Below are 17,923 nucleotides of genomic sequence, written 5' to 3'. Positions count from 1 at the left end.
CAGTGAGCGGGTAAATCGCCTTAGTATCTTGCCGCGATTGAAGACGATGGCAGCAATGCCAGTTTGTGGCAAAGCCCACGAACGATTCGTATGATGATGACTATGACTTTATGTAGAGCGTACACGAACCACGTGAAGAGCGATTGGCCAGATCGCCTTTGGTGAGCTGAGGCTCGCACTGAATACCTAATCTGCGCGACCGATAATCTACGTTATTCTGGCAGCCTCGTCCTGGATTACTTCGACGCAGCATACTCCAAGCTGCTGCTCGCCGAGTGCCACCTCGCGGCCACGAGAAAGATTGTCAAGCCACTCATCTTTTAGAGCGAGACGTGTGATGGCTAGCCTGCCGGGTGTTGTGCTGACGTCATATCGTGCTCGATTGACCTGAAGTCTCGATTGGACGCGAAGTTCTCCTGACGCGTTGCGCGCAACGTCGTTGTGTGCCGTTGCGTACGCGAGGCGCCATCCGGCGATTGGTCCGGATTTTGCTCCACTGTTTGCCAAGACGAGGTGCGGCTCCCCGCCGTGTCGGATTTTCTACCATAATGACGACTATGAAACGAAAGGCGATGCCATGAAGAACCGGCTTTCGGTCACCGGCAAGGCGGCAAGCAGCGCCGCTGAAGGGTCGGATTCGACGACGCGCACCGCCCCGGCGGTCGAGCGCAAAACGGAGAATGGCACCGGCTTATACCTTCCTGACGAGGCTGGCGTCTTTGCCGACACGGGCAAATCAGATCAACCAGCATGCTTCACGCTTCAGAACGGCCTGCAGGTCGTCGTGATCCCGGATCATCGCACACCCGTCGTGACTCAGATGATTTGGTATAAGGTCGGTTCCGCGGACGAACCACCTGGCAAATCGGGGCTTGCGCATTTCCTCGAACACCTGATGTTCAAGGGCACATCCAAACATCCGGCGGATGAGTTCCGCAAGGCTGTGCTGCGCGCCGGCGGCTATCAGAACGCCTTTACCGGATTCGACTTCACCAGCTACTTCCAGCACGTGCCTCGCGAGCACCTCCGCAAGATGATGGAATTTGAAGCCGACCGCATGATCGGTCTCATTCTCAAGGACGAGGATGTGCTGTCCGAGCGCGACGTCGTGCTGGAGGAATTCAATATGCGCGTCGCCAACCAACCAGGTAACCGGCTTGCTGAGCAGATGATGGCGGCGCTTTACCTTAACCATCCCTATGGCCACCCCATTATTGGGTGGCGCCAGGAAATCGAAAAGCTTACCCGAGAGGACGCGCTTACCTTCTACAAGCGCTTCTATGCACCCAACAACGCAATCCTGATTGTCGCTGGCGACGTAACCAGCACGGAGATGCTCTCGCTGGTGAAGGAGACGTTTGGCGACATCCCTGCGCAACCGTCGATTCCCGTGCAGCGCCTGCGGCCGCAGGAGCCGACGCCGGCCGCGCAGCGCAGAGTGACGTTGGCCGATTCCCGCGTCGAGCAACCAGCCCTGCACCGCTATTATCTCGTACCGTCGGCTCGCACCGCCGCCGCTGGGGAGGGTCCGGCGCTTGAGGTGCTCGAGCAGTTGCTGGGCGGCGGTGTCAACTCATATCTCTATCTCTCGCTCGTCGTCGAAAAGCAGCTCGCGGTTACTGCCAAAGCGAGCTACCAATCTGCCGCACTCGATCCCTCGCTATTGGAGATTTCCGCCATACCAAAACCTGGCGTCCACCTCAGCCTGCTCGAGCAGTCCATCGACGAGGTAATCGCCGACATTGCCCGTAATCCCGTGAGCAGCGAAGATCTGCAGAGGGCGAAGACGCGGCTGATTGCGCAAGTCACCTACGCCCAGGACAGTCAGGAAATGCTCGCGCACCGGTATGGCCGCGGCCTGACGACGGGACTATGCATCGAGGATATTGAACGCTGGCCGGACGACATCCGCGCTGTCGGTGCACGGCAGGTGCACGAGGCAGTGCGGAAATGGCTCGACAAGAAACGAGCGGTGACCGGCTATCTCATAAAAGAGTCTACTCCACGACACTGGGAGAAGCTCTAGTGATTTATCCTTGCACACGACGTGGGATCCTTCTCGGCGGAGCGTCGCTCTCCATCGCTATGCTCGCTTCGCCAAATTCGGTTGCCGACGCGCGGTCACTTGGCCGAACCAGGATCAAGCGCCTAATTTCGTCTTGCGGTATAGAAGCCTGGTTCGTGAAGGATTCTGCCGTCCCATTGATCACGATGGAATATGCCTTCACCGGCGGCGCGACTCAGGACCCCGCTCAAAAACCTGGCGTCGGTCACATGGTGTCTGGCCTGCTCAAGGAAGGTTCCGGCGACTTTGACTTCAGGACCTTTCATCAGCGGCTAGACCGTCGTGCCATTGAGTTGGGCTTTCATGTGACCCCTGATCACTTTCGCGGTGCCTTGTGCACGCTCCAGGACAACGCGGACGAGGCCTTCGAGCTCTCACGGACGGCGCTGACCTCGCCGCGTTTCGACTCGGCCGACGTCGAACGGACCCGTGCTACTGTGCTTGCGCGCCTTCGGCACGCCTCGAGCGATCCTTCGTCTCTGGCTCATCGCAAGTTTCTCGAAGTCGCGTTTAGGGATCATCCTTATGCTCGCCCCGCCGAAGGCTCGCTGGAAAGCGTGCCGAAGATCGAGGTCACGGATCTCAAGGGTTATGTCCGACGCGTGATCGCAAAAGACACGCTCAAAGTCGCTATTGTCGGCGACGTCGATCCAGCGGTCGTCTGCAACTTGCTCGACAAGACATTTGGCGGCCTGCCGAGCAATGCAGAAGCTGTGCCGGTTGCGGAAGTCATCGCAGCAAAGCCGCCACAGCGGGTCTTCATTCCGGTCGATGTGCCGCAAACAGTTGTGACTTTTGGGGGTCCGGCCGTTCGTCGGAGCGAGCCGGATTTCATGGCCGCCTATATCGTCAACCACATCCTCGGCGGCCCCGGCCTTACGTCTCGCCTGTTCCGCGAAGTCCGCGATAAGCGCGGGCTGGCCTATTTCGTCCGTGAGCACCTTGTCTGGTTGGACCATTCAGCCATTTTTCTCGGCAACAGCGGCACCTGCGCAGATCGTGCCGGCGAGACGGTCGAAGAAATCGAGAAGCAGGTCCGCCACATCGCCAAGGAAGGACCTACTCAGCAGGAGCTCGATGACGCAAAGTCCTACCTAAAAGGCTCGCAACAGGTGGCTCTCAACACATCATCTAAGCTTGCGCGAACGCTACTGCAGAATCAGATTGACAAGCTTCCCATCGACTATTTCGAAAAGCACAATGCCCTGGTCGATGGGGTGACGCTGGAGGACGCCAGGAGAGCAGCGCAGCGGCTGTGGGGCGAGGGTCTGCTCACAATTATCGTTGGTCGCTCCTCGAACGACGCAGCGCAGTGCACCCCCATGCAAACCGGGACCACACCCCCGCCAGGTGCCGATCAGCCAGACGCCGGGCCGACAAAGCGCCAAAATTAAGCTTTCTGGCAGCGCCGGCCGCCTAGCAAGCGCATCGCCTTTGCGCGTAGAGTGCATCTAGCACCCGCCTTTAGCTCGTGGAGATCCGTCGTTAAGCCATTACCATACGGCCGCTCGAGGCCGCTTCTACGCAAATGCGTTTAAACAACCTTTTCAGGTTGTCAAAGTGGGCGCTTTAAACCGGAGCGTACGCGGTCTGCCGCTTCAAGGAAGCGGCTAACGAGAGTGCCATGGCTATCGATCATTCCAGTAAGAACCTCCTTGACAGGTAGGACGTAGCTCGGCGAAATCCGTGTCCAACACAAAGATCGCCGTTCCGGCCACCAGACGCGCGCTTCTTCTATCGGAGCGTCCGATATCGCTTCACCTCCTATGATGCGGGTCCGCCGGCGCCCCGCTCCTCCTTCGATCTTGTTCTCCGTGGCCCGATAATCCCGCCGCAGAGCGAACAGACGCATGGTTGCTATTGCGTCACCGACGCGCTCCAGCTTTCGCATATCCCGATATTCATCAGTAGAGTGAGAGTGCGAGCTCGGTCGTTCAGGGTGATCTTTCAGAAATTAACCAGCCGCTTCGCTCTCTGCCGAAAAGACGACCATCTGATCCAGCAGACCTTTGTGGTCTGCCAAGCGATAGGCGCACCGCGTGGCATCGCCTTGATCTGCGCCTTCATCGAGCTCCCAATCTGACGCCACGTTAGTTTCCGTCGCTCCATGAAAAGTCGATAGCGGCAGCAACGGCATCTATGAATAACCTATGTCGTTACAACGATCACAACAGGCGGACAGTTGATTCTTGCCCGCGCATTCCAACTGCCCACAAACCTCACGTAGATCACCAATACAAGCGATTACTCCCATTCGCCGGGCTGCATCATCGGACGATGCTACTCGCTCAATGTTGAAAACGTTTATCAGTTGCAGAGCTCCAGCATCGAAGGTTCATTGCCCCTTCTTTCTGCCATGATCGCACCCAAAAGCAGAGACGCGCCGATTGCGCACTTTGCGCGCGGCAATAACGAGTGTCTCGGGAGATGTTGATGGTTAAGCCAGTTGTAATTGTGGTCGGTGCGGACAAGGGAGGAGTCGGCAAGACGACCGTATCACGAACGCTACTGGACTACTTCAGCGTCAACAACGTGCAAACACGCGCATTCGACACAGAGTCGCCCCGCGGAACGCTGAAACGCTTTTATCCCGAGATTACTGAGATCGTCGATATGACCACGACGGCGGACCAGATGAAGATCTTCGATACCTTGAACTCAGGGCTATCTGTCACTGTCATCGATGCTCGGGCAGGCCTACTGTCCTCTGCGTTGGCTTCCTTGCGGGACATTGGCTTTCTGGACTCGGCCCGATCGGGCCAGATCACATTTGCCGTGTTCCACATCCTGGGATCATCCATCGCTTCGCTAGACGAGATCGCTGAAACCGCGACTTTCATGAGCGGCGCAAAGTACTACCTGGTCAAGAACTTCATCAACGACACTCAATTCTTCCAGTGGGATCAAGCGACATATAATTCCTATTTTCACCGCATCAAACATGCGACTGAGTTGACCATACCGAAGCTCAACGAGATGGCCTATGAGCAGGTGGAAGTCGCATCCGTCCCATTCATAGACTTCGTGGCAAACAAGGGACGGAACGATGAACCCGCGAACAACTCCTTCGTCCTGCGCGGCTATGTCCGGCACTGGCTGGCAAATGTCTGGAGCGAATTTGATCGCATCAACTTGACGGAATTGGCGGGGGCCAAGTCCGCCACCCGGGCCGGCGAAAAGTAGCGGCATATCCGGCGAGCTCCGGTCGGGCCCACGTACGGAACGAATTGATCTGCTGGCTATGTTAGCGACCCCCATCTACATCATCTGCTCTCCTAGCCCGCAGGTCGGTAAAACCCTCATCGCTCGGGCCATGAGCGAGTTCTTGCTGCTGAAAAACGGCACAGCGCTATCGTTCGATGTCAACTTGAAAGAGCCGTCATTGCTCGACTACCTGCCCAACATCACGGAGACCGCTGATGTGATCGACACTTACGGCAAGATGCAGCTGATGGACCCTCTGATCATCCACGATCGGGTACCCAAGGTCATTGACCTCGGCTTTCACGTCTTCGACGAATTCTTCAAGATGTGCGAGGAGATAGGCTTCATGAAGGAGACAGCGCGCTGCTATGTCACCCCTATCATCCTCTTCGTCGCGGGCGCAGACCGCATCTCCTTTCGCGCTTATGAAATGCTGCGGCGGCGAATTCCGCCGGCGTCGCTGGTCACCGTCCACAATGAATTCGTGCTGCGTGGCGAATTGCCGGAAGTAATGGATCACGAGCGGGTGATTCGGATTTCCGCACTTCCCCTGTTCCTTAAACGATATATAGACCGGCTGAGCTTTTCCTTCACTGGATATCTGCGCGACGAGAAGGATTGGTCCACCGAGCTGCATCAATGGATTCGACGCAATTACAGCATGTTTCGCGATCTGGATTCGAGTGTGACGCTGCGAAGGCCTGACCGTCGACGGGGAACGGATATCGATAGCCTACGTTGCACAAGGGCTACTTAAGAGTTCGGACTGATCGCCATCTGTTCGTCCGGCCTATGAGTGGTCGTTGACCGCTGACTTCAATGGCGCTCGCAACGCGAACGCATAAATTGCGGTATACGACTTTCCGCTTGGATCTCCATCCTTACAATCGTGCGCACGGACAGCGCGGCCGGCAATCGGCGGCAGCTCATTGGCCAATGGCTGATGCAGGCAGCCCCGTCCTCGAAGAAACGATGAATGCCTTGACATTGTGAGCGATTAGGCGGGTCGACGAGGCTTCCTTCGGGAGGCGCTCATAGCTTCAGGCCCAATTTGCCGAGCACCTGATGCATGACCGCGCCTTTGATCTCGCGGGCGATCTCGTCTCGTATGTGGGCGCCGAGGACCCGTTCGGCATCGGCATCGCCTGTCAGACCATGCTCGGCCAGTCGCTCAACCAAGCGGGTTTCAAACGGTACGCCCATCGCGTCAACGAGCCGCTCCTGCATGTCAGCATAGTCTTGGGGTGCGATGCGCCTCACCACGCTTTCCCATGGTTGCCAGCGCGCTGCCAAATAGTCCGGAAATTCCGCCGCTTCCTGCTGCCGCACCAATACCTCGGCCCTGGCCACATCGCCCTCGGTCACGTGAGAGACATTCATGAAGCGCATGTCAGGAGCCGTGTGCCGCAGCTCCAGCGCGTCCCGCAGCCGGGTCTGGTAGGCAAGGTAGACCTCGATCTCATCGACATCCGTGTCGGGATCGGCACGACGAAGTGAATTGCCCCTCTCGCGCGCGATCCCGTCCAGCGCTTCCAAGCGAAACATGACGCGGCCGTTCTGGAGCAATTCGCCCAGTCGCCCGTCATAGACGCCGTCCTCGACATCAGCGTTCAGGCGTGCAGTCTGCATGCCGTTCCAGACCAAAGTAATGCGATCTTCGCAGCTCTCGCTCGCTCCCGAAGCCAATTCGAAATACTGCTCACGCAAACGCGGCCTGACAGCTGCCTGCCGCAGATCTTCAGCGACCGCCTGACGGAACGCCTCATGATGGTAGTTCACGGTGCCCCGGCCGGTCGAGGAAGCGTGCATAGTCCGCGGCCCCCGCCTCATGGGCGAAGTGCTGCCAAGTGGACATTGCTGTGGGCTCACCCTCAAGCCAGTCCGCGGCGACCTCTTGCAGGGACCGCGGCTGAACTTCCACCGCTCCAGGGGTGGTCGAGAAGAAAACCTGAGGGCCGGCATAGTGTCCGGCATGCATCGCTGTTGCCAGGCCGGCCTGCACCCAATCGGCGAGCGGATTATTCTCCAGATTAACACTCGACTCACGGCCTAGGTGCGTCAGCAGGGTCTCGGGCACGCTGGTCAGCAGATTGTCGCTGGCACCGAACCATATCAGCTGGTGCGGGACCGTCTCAGGCAGGCTGGTCAACCGGTTGTGGCTGGCGCTGAGCCATTCGAGCTCAGCCGGGAGAGGCTCGGGCAGGTCCGCCAACTGATTGTGCTCGACGTTCAGACGCTGAAGCCCGGCTGGAAGGCGGGGCAGGTGGGTCAGGCGATTACCGCGCGCGTCCAACTCCTGAAGCGTTTCTGGAAGGCGTTCGGGCAGGCTTGCCAGCTGATTGTTGTCGACATTCAGGCGGCGCACTCCGGCCAGAATCGGCGCAGATAAGGCGGTCAGGGACAGGGACGACAGATCTAGCAGCTCATTGAGATCACCCGTGCCGCGCCAAGCTCTCGTTCGACTTACTGCCTGTTGCCGATCCTCATGTTGCCCCTGCCCGTCTTCGGCAGCCCAGTCGGCCAGCAACTCGGGCCGGGCAGCCTCCTCGGCGGCGGACCCGTGCATGTCCCTCAACGCCTCTCCCCACTGCGATGCGGCCGCGGAGCCGGGTTCGGAGCTTTCTGAATCGGAAGTTGCGGAAGGAGCACCAGCCCCGAGCTGTTCTGCGTTCATCGATATCGTTTCTTGGTGTAAAATAGAGCGAACGCGCCGGGACGGCGCATCTTACAACTGGTAATCCCCCACTATGGCTGACGCTCCACCGGCCAACCGAAATGAGGTGCGATCTCACAACCGGGCAGTCCCGCACGACTGGCGCGAATACGCCTGCGCAAGTACCGCCGAGCAACTGCAAGCAGTGCAGCGAACGAGGCGACGTCTCGCTCGCGGACCGGTTGATATCGGAATGCACCCCGGTCTCGCCTGCGGGATCTGCACCCTTCCAAGCCTGCAAAGCGAGTAGCGACGTTCGTGATACGAAAGTTAGCTGTCGATAAGCTGACGGACCACGGAGCGATAGAAAGGCGCGGCTTGGCTGGGTCAGACACATTTTATTGCCCGCATCAATCCATCATCGACGCCGTCTCGCGGTTCCAACTGGCAAGTGTACTGACGATGCCGGCCGGGCGCCCCGTGCCGACCATCTTAAATGGCTTTCCTGGCCATCGCCCGCAGGCAAGAAAACTGGAGATCAACAGGTCGTCGTCGTCGTGATCTCCATTTGGGAAGGGACATCAACGCCTGCCCATGTGAGCCTTTATCTTTTACAAATCAACAACGCTACAAGCTGGTGCAGCGTGCGATCCAAGCTATTCAATCGATCTTTCAGAGGTGTGCGCAGCGGATGTCGACGGCAATGACCGTCTGTGGAATGCTCAACTGCCTCGACCCTGCGTCCATCGACATTTTGCCTTTTACTACCAACCGCAACCGCGCTTCTTTGATTGGCTGGCGCGTGCCGTGGATCGCAGTCAGGCTGGTTTGCCCTCCTCAAATTCGTTGTCATGGCTTTCCCATGTTGTTGATAAGGTCCACCTCGCCCGTAGATTGGTTATCGGGTTAGCGATTGTGAATGCCTATAGCAGGCCGGATCTACTTAACTGCTGGTCGGCCAACCAATCTTGTAGAGCGCTGAAATTGTGCAGGACACACGATCGGGACGCCGTGAAACCGCGAAATTCTGCCGCGATTTGTCGTCACACGCGCGGCGTAGCGTGATATTGATTGGTAAGAGTTGCACATATCTTGGTCGCCGCCTCCGGGGACGAACGCGCGGGACGTCGTAAATCCTCGGCTCAACTATTCGGTAGATAAATCCGGAGCCAAGCAACGGCCGCTCAGACGATCGTCATGCTTGATGCCCAGGGACGAATATCTGTGATGACTTCGATTGATGATACATTAAGTGAGATCAGATGGTTGCGAAACGAAATCTGGCGTTGCCGTCGATTGCTTGGCACTGAACTCCCTGCCGCGCAGCGGGAGACCGTTGAGAAGCGTCTGCATGAACAGCTTTCTGCGTTTGAACGACTTATGTCGACGGCGTTCCCTTTAGCCCTGAGCTCTAAAGTGTATTCGTTCAAGAGCACCACGATCGGGCGAAGCGACTCCCCTGAAGCGCCCATCGAGAACGCCGCAATCGCATCAAGCGGATGCCTTGAGAAGTCGATCAGCGGCTAGCAAGAGGTTTTCCTACCTCACTTTGCTACCTTGAGTCCGGCAGTCCAGCCCAAGGTAGTCCCAAGCTGAGACTCTAAGGAAACCGCAATGAAACAAACCTTCGACGCAAATATTCGGGCGAATCTTTTGCCCGTTCCTACCCCATGGCCACCTGCCCAAAAACACCTAGTCGCCGACCACAACGGTGTAGATTGGTGCGGAGTACGGATTTCCAGCATATGTCCGGCCATTCCTCCCTCAGCTGACGCGGTTGTCGGTCGGACCCGTTACCGCGAACCAATAGCAACGTGACGAAAGCTCGAAGTCGTCGAATGGCTGCAGCGCTGATCGAAGCGCAACTGCTGCCAATCGATCCGCGGATCAGCCCTCAGATAGTTGAACTTCGCATCGGCAGGCTGATGCTCCAGTCCGATCAACTTGCAACCACCGAGCTGGCCAAAGCCGGAGACCCCGTCAGGCTGAACACCTCACTATCGTTCGACTTCGCAATTGCCGTGCTTCACTCTCGATGAAAGCCTACCGGGCGCCTGTTGAGAGATTGTCTCGACCGGTCGTTTCTGTCCGCGGCGGCGGTCGGCATCACGCGTCGGCATTCGCGGCGTAAGTTTTTGAAGTTTTCCGTTAGACAAAACATGGCCACGTCAGCATCGTAACGGCCTGTAAAGCGATCACAGAAGCGGATCACGTCTGGTTTGCACGACACCAACACTTCCTCGGCCCGACGATCTCGCGCGCAAGCGTATCCTGTGCACCACGTCGCTGCGATCGCGATCGTAGCGAGGACGGCTGCATAGCGATGCGCATTGCAAGTCCCGCCTATTCGTCGCACTTGATTCACAAAACCTCTCTTAAGCCGCATATACTTCACTGTTTTTTCTTTGCCCCGCCAGGCTGATCTGTTTACCGGATTGGAGCGTCTCGGCAGCCACTGGCTCGCTGTTCCGGGCGCCGCAATGATACAGGCGCTCGGAATCATCGTACCGCTAGGCGCAACACGCATTGCGAGGACCGGGATCAAACAGAGATCGGCCGTTTAGCGCTTATGTGCCGATGTTGGCTCCCAATATGGCGTTCTGCTTCGCAATGCCTACATCCTGACGTTACGATCGATTCAAGCACTTTGAACGAGCGGGCAGCGGATATCGTCTCATATCAGCGCTTCTTCCAAGCGATCGGCTGCCGACCTTCTCCTTCGCGCAGATCGGAAGGTGCGTCGGCCGGAGGCAGGGACTTGTGCATCACTGACGCGTGGCCGCACATTCGCCGAAGCACCATCTCCAACGCGAGAGGCATGGTTTCACCCTCAGGTGCCATCTCATAGCCCTGCATGTGCGGGTGGCGACGCGAACGTCCAAAGTCATACACTACAATGCGGCGATCTAGGACGAAGGGTGGACACCGATGCAAAGCCTCCCTTGCCAATAGCTGGCCAGATACTCCTTAAAACGGCACGCCGATTGCTGGGTAAGCATCAGCAAGTTGCCGCGAAGGAAGCGGTCGCGGCGGAGCCGGGATTCCAATGAGGTTTATTCGATTCATCCTGATCGACCTAGCTTTGATGCTACTCGCACCTGAGAGTGCAAGGGCCACCATTGTGGCGACCGACGCAAACTTCAAATCGGCTCGGCAAGCTGTGGGATCCGTCATGCCCAATTCTGGCCCCGAGCCAGTATCCGGCTCCGGCGTGTTCCGACAGCTTCACCGCCAAGCTTCTCAAGTCGCGCTAATCCAACATTCATCAGAGACCCTCGGCCCGCCAAGCAGACTGACAACCTCGCGCTGCTGGAAGGGCGCTTACCTCTCATTGGCAAGCGCAGCGGGCAACGTCCGGTTGCCACAATCCTAGCGGCGCGGAGCTGCTCAAGAGCTTGATACCAATCTGCAGTCCGCCCTCCCCCCCTAGGCCCCTCACGTGAGCGGAAAGGCCGTGCTGCCGCGCCATAGACTGGATCGTCGAAAGCATGGCCATTAGCTCCACTGCAGCCATTGGCCCCCTGACTCAGATGAGAAGATACAGAACATGCGAAGCTTCATCAGAGAAGCCAAAAAGGGCTATATCGAAGTTGCCTTCAACGGCTCTCTCGGAAGCATTCCGCTAGATACGCAATTCAGCGTACCGGCCAAAGGCGTCACAGCGATTTCTGGTCCGCCCGGGTGCGGCAAAACTACACTTGCGCGCTGCATCGCTGGGGTCCAGCGCCTGCCGAATGGATTCTGCGCGATTGACGGGGAGATCTGGCAGGATGAGACTACGTTTCGACCGCCTCATCTGCGTCACGTCGCATATGTATTTCGCTTACCGATTCTCTCTTCTCATCTGTCTGTACGACGCACACTCTTATACAACGCGTCAAAATCGGAACCGACACTGATCGATTTTGATGGTGTGGTCGAATTGCTCGCCTTGGCGCCACTGCTCGAGCGGTTGCCATCACTTCTTTCCGGAGCGGAGCGACAGCGACTCGCCCTTGGCCGCGCGCTGCTGGCCCAGCCTCGGCTACTCTTGCTTGACGATCCACTCCTTGTGCTCGACCGCTCCGCCAAACGCGAGATCCTGCCCTTTCTCGAGCGCATGCGGCAAACGCTTCCATTGCCGATGATTTACTTCGGCCATGACATCGCTGATATCGAGCGTTTTGCCGATCATCTCGTCATGATGAAGGATGGCGCCGTGACTGCGGCCGGTCCGCTCAGTGTCCTTCAGAGTGATCCGGCGCTTGCCAAGCGCGGCGAAGCGGCAGTCTGTCTTGATACTACGGTCGGCGGCTATGACGGGCGCTATGGGCTGATCATGCTCCGCCTCAAAGCTGTTCGCTTTCTGATACCTGGAGTGCCGCTTACACCGGGAGCGCAGCTGCGGCTGCGCATCGCTGCCGACGACGTCAGCATCGCGCGCGAGCCTCGGCGCGCAAGCTCTATCCTCAATGTTTTTCCAGCACGCATAAAAGCCTCTCTGCCGCACGGCGAGGCCGAGGTCACCTTGGTTCTGACTCTTGAAACCGGCCGATCTGGCGTGCCGCTTTTGGCGCGCATCACACGCCGCTCCTTTGATGCGCTACGGCTTAGCAATGGAGGGGAAGTATTCGCGGAGGTCGCGCGCGCCGTTCCGCTCGGGCTGCCGAGCGGTTTCTTGCAACGCCTGCCACATCCGCATGAGCACCTTCGACAGCTATGCCCCGATGCGAGAAGAACACCAACAAGATCCCGGCCGTGATCGATGGTCTATGTGAGATAATCCGAATAATGTCCCGGGCAGCTCTTTGCCTTCCAAAAAACGATCTCGATAGGCTACTGGCCGATCTGGCTCAGGACTCCGCGCACCAAGGCGTACGCATCGGTAGCAGGTGCAGCGACAGTCGAGGCGAGCAGATGGCACGCAGCTGATACTCGCAATCGATGTTGCCAGGGGAGAAAACATCTCGATCGCAACCACCCGCAGCAGAGCAATGTCCTGTAGTCTTGATATAAACAGGCTTGCCGAGGCCGCATCCGTCGGCCCGGCCAGCTACTTCTCGTTCTTTTGGCGAATTTGCTGATTGGGAGGTGATCGGTCTTATTGCCAAGCGAGCGGGAACTGCCGACCGGCGAGCCTCACCGCGGAGTTGGCACGCTGCTGCCTTGATCGTGGCGCGCACCCGGGCCTCAACCCGAGCTGCGGCTTTTTGGTTACAACGATACCGGACGACCTTAACGCGACAGTGGGGCCGCCGAGCAGGTCGGCTCCGCGATCGTCCATCAAACTCTTCGCCATTTCGGAAGCCGCCTTAGCTCTGGCGTCCGCTCCTGCGCCACCTTGATGTCTTGCGAATGTACCGATTGTGGACGTTCAATGGCGAGACGTCGCAGTTCGATCAGCTGCGCGCGCTAAATAGCACGAGCCCACGTTAAGTCCATAGTCGGCTTTGCAGTGCCTGCTGGTCGATGACGAGACCGCTACAGTTCAGGTCAGCCATCTTCCTGCCAAGCGCCTGACCAGCGCCCGCGTGCCGTCGAGCTCAAAGGCACCGCAACCGTTGCCGTTGCTCTGCTGACGTATAGCGGTGTTTTTTGCAGGTTGTCCCCGCGCCTTGTGCGAACCTACGTGCTCTAGATGACCGTCAGCTTAGTGCTGATCGAGCCACTAGCGCGCGAGCATGCCCGCATCTAAGCCGCTGGGCCGGCCTTGTTGCGCCCATTCTGGACCTAAGAACGGGTGGCATATAGTTTGCTCCATTAGTGACGTCACGACCTACAAAAAGCAAGTTTGTGAGGACAGCATGCTCGGAATTGGAAGTCAGTTGCCGCCATTCGACATCACAGGCGTGAAGCCAGGTTTTCATGCGCAGGAAGAAGAAGGGCAGAGTGCATTTCAGACGCTGACCGAAATGAGCTTTCCGGAAAAATGGAAGATTATCTTCTTTTACCCCAAGGACTTTACATTCGTCTGCCCGACAGAGATCGCCGAATTTGCCCGGCTTTCCAAAGAATTCGCTGACCGCGATGCGGTTGTACTGGGTGGTTCGACTGACAACGAATTCTGCAAGCTTGCTTGGCGGCGGTCACATGTCGAACTGCACAATCTACCAATCTGGCAGTTTGCCGATACAAAGGGAACGCTCGTCGATGGTCTCGGTGTGCGCTCACCCGAAGGGGTCGCCTATCGTTGCACCTTCATTGTTGACCCAGAAAACACGATCCAGCACGTTTATGCGACCAATCTCAGTGTGGGGCGCAGCCCGAAGGACACGCTCCGCGTTCTGGACGCGCTGCAAACCGGCGAGCTCTGTCCCTGCAACCGCCAAATCGGCGGCGAAACCTTGAAAGTTGCTTGAGCCAGCATGTCGTGGATCGAACAAATAAGCGGCAGGATTCCTGACTTTGCGAAGGATGCCAGGCTTAACTTGGTCTCCGTCGTCGAGGATGAGACGTTTTCGCCGCAACGAAAGTACGGGCTTCTGCTAGCGAGTGCGGCTGCCACCCGCAATGCAGCCCTGGTGGCCGCTATGGAATCCGCGGCGTCCGCCGTGATGACCTCTGTAGAGATCGCCGCAGCGAAAGCCGCGGCCACTGCGGAGGCAATGAACAACGTCTACTACCGCTTCGCTCACCTCGTTTCCGATCCGGAATACAAGACGATGCCGCCACGGCTACGTATGGACGTGATCGGCAATCCGGGCGTGGACAAGACAGATTTCGAGCTGTGGTCGCTTGCGGTCTCCGTCATAAATGGTTGCGGAGTCTGCATTGATGCCCATGAGAAGACACTGAGGGCCGCAGGCGTTGATCCCGGAGCGATACACACCGCCGTGCGCTTTGCTGCGATCACGCAGTCAGTGGCGATCGCTATGGAGGCCGCTGGGCCCGTTCCCGCTCAGGCGAGAGGCTGATCTCTACTCTCTCATTCGATCAACGCAGTTGGGGCGCGCCACGCAATAGCACCACAACGAGGCCTTTGCGGCTCCCGAACGAGCGTCACGGCGGGTCACGTTGGCAAGCCACGTCGCGCAGCGTCCTCATGAAAAGCGTCGTGGTCGAATTCCCGCCGTCCGGCAAATGACATGCCATGCGGCACGGATAGCATGAGTTCCCCTCGCCTAGCCTCGGTCGTCCGACGGCCTTTTGTTCACCATCATCCAAACTTGAACAGCACACCATACCCGCCGCGTGGATGGCTCCATTGGATGTCGCCGGTCGGCTCCGCGATAACGCGACAGGTACCGCACTCGATGCAGCCGTCAACCGCTATCTCGACCTGGCCAGCGTCGTTGAGCTCGTAGCACCGCGCGGGGCAGACTTTCAAAAGTGCAAGTAGCTGCGGCGATGGCGTTGTGTGCGCACGGACCTTGACGTGAGGGTTTCCGACGTCGACAAGATAGCGGTTGTAATACAGCTTGTCTTCGACGCGCACCGCGGGTTCGGAACTCATGCTTTGGCTTTCCATTGTTGGACTTCACACTGTTGCGGTCAGCGCCAGGCCCGAGCAAGACGACAAGCATCGCCGAATAGACCTGACCATGACCGCGCCTTGACAAAGGATTTCAGGCTCGCTTTCTCCTTTTCAGCCTTGGGCGTACCATCGACGCGCACAAAGTTCTGCATCGCCTTGGAGATGAGCTGCGGATAGGTGAGAAAGAAGTTCTGGGAGTGAGTATGCATTAGAGGCGGCAAATCCTTGTACTTCTTCAGATCTTTGATAACGAACGAATCGTCCAACATCTTCTTGTAGATCGACAGATTTGTCGCACTCATCGGGTCGCCGCGTGATTTGACCAGACCTATCGCTTCGGCGGCAATACGGCCGGAAGTCATCGCGAGATTCGAGCCCTCACGATGAATGGCATTGTTGAGTTGAGCCGCATCGCCCACCACGACCCAGCCTTCCCCATAAAGCTGAGGGATCGACTTGTAACCGCCTTCGGGAATGAGATGCGCCGAATATTCCTTGACTTCGGACCCTGCTATTAGGGGCGCCACAGAGGGATGCCTCTTGAATTGATCGAGCAGTCCGTACGGCGTTTGGCCCGTGCGCTGGAAGTCGTCGACGAGACAACCGATGCCAAGCGAAATGCACTCTTTATTGGCGTAGATGAAACCCATCCCGGTCATGCCACGAGAAATGGTGCCGGCCGCCTCGATCACGACGCCTTCATCGCCCCTGAGATTGAAGCGCGCCTCGATAGTCTCGCGAGGCAGGAAATGCATTTCCTTAACCGCGAGCGCAACGTTGTCGGCTGTCGGGCGCGCGCGTAGGCCTGCACGTGTGCCGAGCAGGCCATTGACGCCTTCGGCCAGGACGACGATGTCGGCATGTATTTCGCCGTCTCTGCGATCCGTACGAACACCGACGATCCTTTCATGATCGTCCCGTACGAGCTCGGTGACGGTGGTCTCGCACAGCACGATCGCACCAGCTTCACGCACCTTGGAAGAAAACCATTTGTCAAACTGAGCACGTATGATCGTATAGCGGTTCGGCCGCTCCTCGTTGAAGTCCTCCGAACGGTAGTGCATGCCGACATGGGAGCGGTCGTCCATCATCCAGAACCGCTGTTCGATCAGGTGGCGCTCGAGCGGCGCCTCCTCTCGAAACTCCGGGATCAGCTTTTCCATCATATCGGCATATAGGATGGCGCCCTGCACATTCTTCGATCCGGGATATTCGCCCCGCTCGAGCTGCAGCACCTTCATGCCGCGTTTGGCCATCGTCAATGCCGCCGCGTTTCCGGCCATACCGGCTCCGACCACGATCGCATCGAATTTCTCTTCAATCATCCTCATCTCCTCTAGACCGCGATCCGGGCGCGCGACTCTGGCAAAAGCCGCGCGCGGAATGCAGCCGTCAGCGTCGGCAGCAATTGAATGGCATCACTGACGATCGCGAGATGGGCGAAGTCGAAGATCGGAGCGTTCTTGTCAGTATTGACCGCGACGATCAGATCCGCGCCCTCGACGCCAACCCGGTGCTGGATCGCCCCCGAAATGCCCGCGGCAATATAGAGCTTCGGCCGGATGGTTTTGCCTGTCTGGCCGATCTGCCGGTCGGACGTAACCCACCCTTTTTGCACGAGAGGACGCGAGCAGCCATATTCAGCCCCAAGCAGACTTGCGAGCTCGCGCACCAACCGAAAGTTCTCAGGCGATCCTAGTCCTAGGCCGCCCGCCACCACGACATCGGCATAGGCCAGATTGGACGTTTGCGCATCGCGATCGGGCAGGAATGACAATACTTTTGTGACAATATCGTCTTCGAAAAGGCCGAGCGGATGAACGACGATACGAGCGGCATCGCGCTCGACACGCACAGGCATCGGCATGACCCGCGGGCGGACGGTGGCCATCTGCGGACGATAATTCAGGGTGTAGATCGTGCAGAGCAGCGAGCCGCCAAAGGTCGGACGCGTCGCCGCAAGCGAACCATCGGCGTCCACGTCCAGCGCGGTGCAGTCGGCAGTGAGCCCCGTCGACAGGGTCGTCGCCACGGAACCTGCGAGATCGCGACCGAGCGTCGTCGCTCCCAACAGCAGGATCTCGGGCTTGTAGGTGTTGACGAGTTCGGTTAGCGCCTTGGTATAGGATTCGTTACGGTAATCCGATAAAACATTGTCGCTCACGAGATAGGCCAGATCGGCGCCATAGCAAAAGGCTTCAAGCGCGGCGTTACGTGTGTGCTGCCCCTCCGGACCGATAACCACAGCGGCAAGATTCACTTTTAGCCTGTCGGCAAGGCCGCGCCCTGCACCCATAAGCTCCCAGGAAACGGGATGCACTTGACCACGCTCAAGCTCGACGAAGACCCAGACGTGCTTGTACGACTTAAAGCGCTCCGGCAGCTCTTTTTTGGCTGCTGCGCGGCCGGCGGCCGCTGGCATGGCCGTTCTGCTGACGTTGCTCATACTTTCAAATTCCTCCTCAACGATAGGGGCGCCGGCGCCATGGGTTGCTTGTTCGCTTCGTTAGCTGAAGATCACTTTCGGTTAGCAAGTGGCTGGCTGCTC

At 58.1% G+C, this 17,923-nt stretch carries 13 protein-coding genes and 1 pseudogene; 10 read left to right on the top strand and 4 right to left on the bottom strand.

The window, feature by feature from the left end; all coding sequences use genetic code 11:
• Positions 1–577: 577 nt before the first annotated feature.
• The 4 genes from ACNJYD_RS08110 (at position 578) to ACNJYD_RS08095 (ending at position 6,026) form a co-directional block, all read left to right on the top strand.
• Positions 578–2,026, top strand: coding sequence for a M16 family metallopeptidase (locus ACNJYD_RS08110; protein WP_439365879.1), 1,449 nt, complete (start codon positions 578–580; stop codon positions 2,024–2,026).
• Between the two features lie 59 nt (positions 2,027–2,085).
• Positions 2,086–3,459 carry a M16 family metallopeptidase gene (locus ACNJYD_RS08105; protein WP_439367425.1) on the top strand — a complete coding sequence of 458 codons (1,374 nt, stop codon included), beginning with the start codon at positions 2,086–2,088 and terminating at the stop codon, positions 3,457–3,459.
• Positions 3,460–4,498: 1,039 nt separating this feature from the next.
• Positions 4,499–5,248 carry a hypothetical protein gene (locus tag ACNJYD_RS08100; RefSeq protein ID WP_109145653.1) on the top strand — a complete coding sequence of 250 codons (750 nt, stop codon included), beginning with the start codon at positions 4,499–4,501 and terminating at the stop codon, positions 5,246–5,248.
• Between the two features lie 58 nt (positions 5,249–5,306).
• Complete coding sequence (locus tag ACNJYD_RS08095; RefSeq protein WP_439365877.1) at positions 5,307–6,026, top strand: hypothetical protein; 720 nt, start codon at positions 5,307–5,309, stop codon at positions 6,024–6,026.
• 275 nt (positions 6,027–6,301) lie between these two features.
• Here ACNJYD_RS08095 and ACNJYD_RS08090 read toward each other — a convergent pair.
• Positions 6,302–7,943, bottom strand: a pseudogene (locus ACNJYD_RS08090) (NEL-type E3 ubiquitin ligase domain-containing protein).
• 475 nt (positions 7,944–8,418) lie between these two features.
• Between ACNJYD_RS08090 and ACNJYD_RS08085 the strand changes: the two are divergent.
• The 6 genes from ACNJYD_RS08085 to ACNJYD_RS08060 all read left to right on the top strand — a co-directional run bounded on the left by ACNJYD_RS08085 (position 8,419) and on the right by ACNJYD_RS08060 (position 14,815).
• Positions 8,419–8,832: a hypothetical protein gene (locus ACNJYD_RS08085; RefSeq protein WP_439365876.1), complete on the top strand. Its 414-nt coding sequence runs from the start codon at positions 8,419–8,421 to the stop codon at positions 8,830–8,832.
• Between the two features lie 287 nt (positions 8,833–9,119).
• A complete protein-coding gene (locus ACNJYD_RS08080; protein WP_439365875.1) occupies positions 9,120–9,449 on the top strand; it encodes a hypothetical protein in 330 nt (109 codons plus the stop codon).
• 311 nt (positions 9,450–9,760) lie between these two features.
• Entirely contained in the window at positions 9,761–9,961 is a 201-nt protein-coding gene (locus tag ACNJYD_RS08075; protein WP_439365873.1) for a hypothetical protein, read from the top strand.
• A gap of 1,508 nt (positions 9,962–11,469) precedes the next feature.
• The gene (modC, locus tag ACNJYD_RS08070; RefSeq protein ID WP_439365872.1) at positions 11,470–12,663 is read left to right on the top strand and encodes a molybdenum ABC transporter ATP-binding protein; all 1,194 of its coding nucleotides are present in this window, start codon (positions 11,470–11,472) and stop codon (positions 12,661–12,663) included.
• Between the two features lie 1,042 nt (positions 12,664–13,705).
• On the top strand, positions 13,706–14,260 hold the full coding sequence (locus ACNJYD_RS08065) for a peroxiredoxin (protein ID WP_439365870.1): 555 nt from the start codon (positions 13,706–13,708) through the stop codon (positions 14,258–14,260).
• 6 nt (positions 14,261–14,266) lie between these two features.
• Positions 14,267–14,815 carry a carboxymuconolactone decarboxylase family protein gene (locus tag ACNJYD_RS08060; RefSeq protein ID WP_439365869.1) on the top strand — a complete coding sequence of 183 codons (549 nt, stop codon included), beginning with the start codon at positions 14,267–14,269 and terminating at the stop codon, positions 14,813–14,815.
• Positions 14,816–15,057: 242 nt separating this feature from the next.
• Here the strand turns inward: ACNJYD_RS08060 and ACNJYD_RS08055 are convergent, their stop codons facing one another.
• Genes ACNJYD_RS08055 through ACNJYD_RS08045 form a run of 3 tightly spaced genes read right to left on the bottom strand, consistent with a single transcriptional unit; the run spans position 15,058 to position 17,821 of the window.
• Entirely contained in the window at positions 15,058–15,354 is a 297-nt protein-coding gene (locus ACNJYD_RS08055) for a ferredoxin family protein (protein ID WP_439365867.1), read from the bottom strand.
• A 38-nt stretch (positions 15,355–15,392) separates the two neighbouring features.
• Positions 15,393–16,700, bottom strand: a complete 1,308-nt coding sequence (locus ACNJYD_RS08050; RefSeq protein WP_439365865.1) for an FAD-dependent oxidoreductase — start codon at positions 16,698–16,700, stop codon at positions 15,393–15,395.
• Between the two features lie 11 nt (positions 16,701–16,711).
• The gene (locus tag ACNJYD_RS08045) at positions 16,712–17,821 is read right to left on the bottom strand and encodes an electron transfer flavoprotein subunit alpha/FixB family protein (protein WP_439365863.1); all 1,110 of its coding nucleotides are present in this window, start codon (positions 17,819–17,821) and stop codon (positions 16,712–16,714) included.
• Positions 17,822–17,923: the final 102 nt, after the last annotated feature.

It is taken from the genome of Bradyrhizobium sp. SPXBL-02 (assembly GCF_051853065.1).
Lineage (GTDB): Bacteria > Pseudomonadota > Alphaproteobacteria > Rhizobiales > Xanthobacteraceae > Bradyrhizobium.
This window is presented reverse-complemented; position numbering and strand designations above follow the sequence as displayed.

Bases quoted from the DNA above. Each gene is read 5' to 3' on its own strand.
- ACNJYD_RS08085 (WP_439365876.1), top strand. From the start codon at position 8,419: ATGGCTTTCCTGGCCATCGCCCGCAGGCAAGAAAACTGGAGATCAACA.
- ACNJYD_RS08110 (WP_439365879.1), top strand. From the start codon at position 578: ATGAAGAACCGGCTTTCGGTCACCGGCAAGGCGGCAAGCAGCGCCGCT.
- ACNJYD_RS08080 (WP_439365875.1), top strand. From the start codon at position 9,120: ATGCTTGATGCCCAGGGACGAATATCTGTGATGACTTCGATTGATGAT.
- ACNJYD_RS08075 (WP_439365873.1), top strand. From the start codon at position 9,761: ATGGCTGCAGCGCTGATCGAAGCGCAACTGCTGCCAATCGATCCGCGG.
- ACNJYD_RS08055 (WP_439365867.1), bottom strand. From the start codon at position 15,354: ATGAGTTCCGAACCCGCGGTGCGCGTCGAAGACAAGCTGTATTACAAC.
- ACNJYD_RS08065 (WP_439365870.1), top strand. From the start codon at position 13,706: ATGCTCGGAATTGGAAGTCAGTTGCCGCCATTCGACATCACAGGCGTG.
- modC (WP_439365872.1), top strand. From the start codon at position 11,470: ATGCGAAGCTTCATCAGAGAAGCCAAAAAGGGCTATATCGAAGTTGCC.
- ACNJYD_RS08095 (WP_439365877.1), top strand. From the start codon at position 5,307: ATGTTAGCGACCCCCATCTACATCATCTGCTCTCCTAGCCCGCAGGTC.
- ACNJYD_RS08050 (WP_439365865.1), bottom strand. From the start codon at position 16,700: ATGATTGAAGAGAAATTCGATGCGATCGTGGTCGGAGCCGGTATGGCC.
- ACNJYD_RS08105 (WP_439367425.1), top strand. From the start codon at position 2,086: ATGCTCGCTTCGCCAAATTCGGTTGCCGACGCGCGGTCACTTGGCCGA.
- ACNJYD_RS08060 (WP_439365869.1), top strand. From the start codon at position 14,267: ATGTCGTGGATCGAACAAATAAGCGGCAGGATTCCTGACTTTGCGAAG.
- ACNJYD_RS08100 (WP_109145653.1), top strand. From the start codon at position 4,499: ATGGTTAAGCCAGTTGTAATTGTGGTCGGTGCGGACAAGGGAGGAGTC.
- ACNJYD_RS08045 (WP_439365863.1), bottom strand. From the start codon at position 17,821: ATGAGCAACGTCAGCAGAACGGCCATGCCAGCGGCCGCCGGCCGCGCA.